Annotated in this window: 4 protein-coding genes; 3 read left to right on the top strand and 1 reads right to left on the bottom strand. The window is 71.9% G+C overall.

Annotated elements, in window-relative coordinates:
• The 3 genes from EQG76_RS14350 to EQG76_RS14340 all read left to right on the top strand — a co-directional run.
• Window positions 1–662, top strand: a 662-nt coding sequence (locus EQG76_RS14350) for an SAM-dependent methyltransferase (RefSeq protein WP_200840822.1), incomplete at its 5' end; no start/stop codon positions are given.
• A complete protein-coding gene (gene pgeF / locus EQG76_RS14345) occupies window positions 659–1,417 on the top strand; it encodes a peptidoglycan editing factor PgeF (protein WP_159714619.1) in 759 nt (252 codons plus the stop codon). The genes EQG76_RS14350 and pgeF, both read left to right, overlap by 4 nt.
• Window positions 1,418–1,476: 59 nt before the next feature.
• The gene (locus EQG76_RS14340) at window positions 1,477–1,950 is read left to right on the top strand and encodes a VOC family protein (RefSeq protein ID WP_159714616.1); all 474 of its coding nucleotides are present in this window, start codon (window positions 1,477–1,479) and stop codon (window positions 1,948–1,950) included.
• Window positions 1,951–1,996: 46 nt separating this feature from the next.
• Here the strand turns inward: EQG76_RS14340 and EQG76_RS14335 are convergent.
• Window positions 1,997–2,558: hypothetical protein (locus tag EQG76_RS14335; protein ID WP_159714613.1), on the bottom strand; the 562-nt coding region annotated here is incomplete at its 5' end.

The following is a 2,558-nucleotide window of genomic DNA, read 5'->3' as shown; positions in this document are numbered from 1 at the left end:
TGTTCGACGCCCTGCCGATCCGCCAGCTCGTCCATCTGTCCGGCCACTGGTTCGAGCGCCGGGTCGGGATCAGCGGCAGCGGTCATCTGGGCCTGGTCCTGGAGACCAGGCCGTCGCCCTTGGGCCAGGTCATGCCGGACTGCCCGGACGGGGCGATCCACGAGATCTCGCCCGCGCGCGAGGCCATGGCGACCGCGATCGGGCGGCGGCTCGCAGCCTGCGGCGGTGCCGCCCTGCTGATCGACTATGGCGACGCCTATGAGGGGGCCACGGGCGACACGGTGCAGGCAGTGCGGGGCCAGCGGAAGGTCCAGGACCCGTTCGACCTGCCGGGCGAGATCGACCTGACCAGCCGCGTCGACTTCGCCCCGCTCATCCGCGCCTTCGCCGCAACCGGCTGCCGCACGGCCGGCCCGGTGCCGCAGGGCGAGTTCCTCGGCCGGCTCGGCATCGAGCTGCGCACCGAGGCCCTGGCCCGGGGGCTGGACGAGGATCGGGCGACCGACCTTTGGAGCCGCACGCGCCGCTTGGTCGACCCCAACCGGATGGGGCGGACGTTCAAGGTGCTGGGGGTGGCGGCACCCGGCCAGGCGCTGCCGCCCGGCCTGATCGACGAGGGGACCGGTCTGGCTGGCCAGGGGGATGCGGGAGAGCACCGATGAGGACCACCACCGCGCTGCTCGACGCCCAGCCCGGCATCCGCCACGGCTTCTTCGGCCGCCAGGGCGGGACCAGCGCGCCGCCCTATGACAGCCTCAACATGGCGCTGCGGACCGGCGACCGGCGGGAGCAGGTGCTGGCCAACCGGGCGATCGTCGCCGCGGCGCTGGATGCCCGGGATCTGGTGGTGGGCCGCCAGGTCCATGGCACCACGACGGTACGGGTCACTGCCCCCTGGCATCCGGACGAGGCGCCCGAGGCCGACGCGCTGGTCACCACGGTGCCCGGGCTCGCCATCGCGGTCACCACCGCCGACTGCGCCCCGGTTCTCCTGTGCGATGCCGAGACAAAAGTGGTGGCGGCCGTCCATGCCGGCTGGAAGGGGGCTCTGTCTGGGATCGTCGAGAGCGCCGTCGCGGCGATGGCCCAGGCGGGCGCGGTGCCGGCACGGATCGTGGCCGCGGTCGGCCCCTGTATCCAGCGTCGCTCCTATCAGGTGGGGCCGGAATTCCAGGAGCGCTTCCACGCCGAGGACCCGGCCTCGGATGCCTGCTTCGTGACCGGCCGCGACGGCCGCCCCTATTTCGACCTGGAAGCCTATGTCTGCCTGCGCCTCGGCCGGGCCGGTCTGCGTCTGGTGCAGGCTTCCGGCCTGGACACGGCCACCCAGCCGGAGCGCTATTTCAGCTATCGGCGGACCACGCTCGCAGGCGGCGGCCCGTTCGGCACCCAAGCGAGCGCCATCCTCCTGGCTTGAGGGCGCATAGCCCGACGGGAGGACGGCGCCGCGCGCACCTCGGAGAAAAGGAACGCGCCATGGCGAAGAACACGATCTGCCTCTGGTACGACAAGGATGCCGAGGCCGCCGCCCGTTTCTATGCGGCGACCTTTCCCGACAGCGCGGTGCACGCCGTGCACCGGGCACCCGGCGACTACCCGTCCGGCAAGGCCGGCGACGTGCTGACGGTCGAGTTCACCGTCGCGGGCATCCCCTGCATCGGCCTCAATGGCGGCCCCGCGTTCAGGCACAGCGAGGCCTTCTCGTTCCAGATCGCCACCGACGATCAGGAGGAGACCGACCGCTACTGGAATGCCATCGTCGGCAATGGCGGCGAGGAGAGCGCCTGCGGCTGGTGCCGCGACCGCTGGGGCGTTTCCTGGCAGATCACGCCGCGTGTCCTGACCGAGGCGCTGGCGGCGGGCGGCGACGAGGCGAAACGCGCCTTCGCCGCCATGATGACCATGCGCAAGATCGACGTCGCCGCGATCGAGGCGGCGCGGCGCGGCTGACGCGCATCCTGCGCCCACCCGCTGCCGCGCTCGCCAGGCTGCCTGCCTAGTCCACTGCACCCAGGTCGACGATGGCGATCCGCTGGTCCAGGTCGCCTTCCCAGGCGGCCGTGACGGTGAGCGGGCAGGCGGCGATGTCACGGGCACCGGCCACCCGGTAGCGGCCATAGCGCGGGTTGGCGGGATCCCGGGTGACCGGCACATCGACCAGTTGTTGCACGCCGGCCGGGGTCGTCAGCGTGAGCTTCACCACCGGCAGGGTTTCCGGCAGGGGATTCGTCATGTTGGCGGCATGGACCCAGCCCTGCACCTCGAGCTCGCCGCCGGCCGCCGCGGCGTGGAGGCGGCAGCGCGCCCGGGTGATGCTAACCTCCGCCTTCGGCTGGATCGGCGCGCCGTCGCCCACCATCAGCCGGTGGAAGTAGAAGCTGCGCGGGCCGTCCTTGCGCCGGTCGTCATCGTCGTCATCGTCGTCATCATCGTGGTTGGTGGTGAAATAGCCGGTCATGGTGACCGCCATCCCGCGCGTCACCGAGGCCGGTGCGATCTCGAAGCCGTACAGGTTGCGATAGCCTTCCGCGGGCAGGAGGCCGGTGGTGCTGGGCCGC

Origin of the sequence: Geminicoccus flavidas (assembly GCF_009806515.1) — a bacterium.
In the GTDB taxonomy this organism is placed as follows: Bacteria; Pseudomonadota; Alphaproteobacteria; order Geminicoccales; family Geminicoccaceae; genus Geminicoccus; species Geminicoccus flavidus.
Note: the sequence above shows the minus strand (reverse complement) of the source record. Positions and strands in the feature narration are given on the sequence as shown.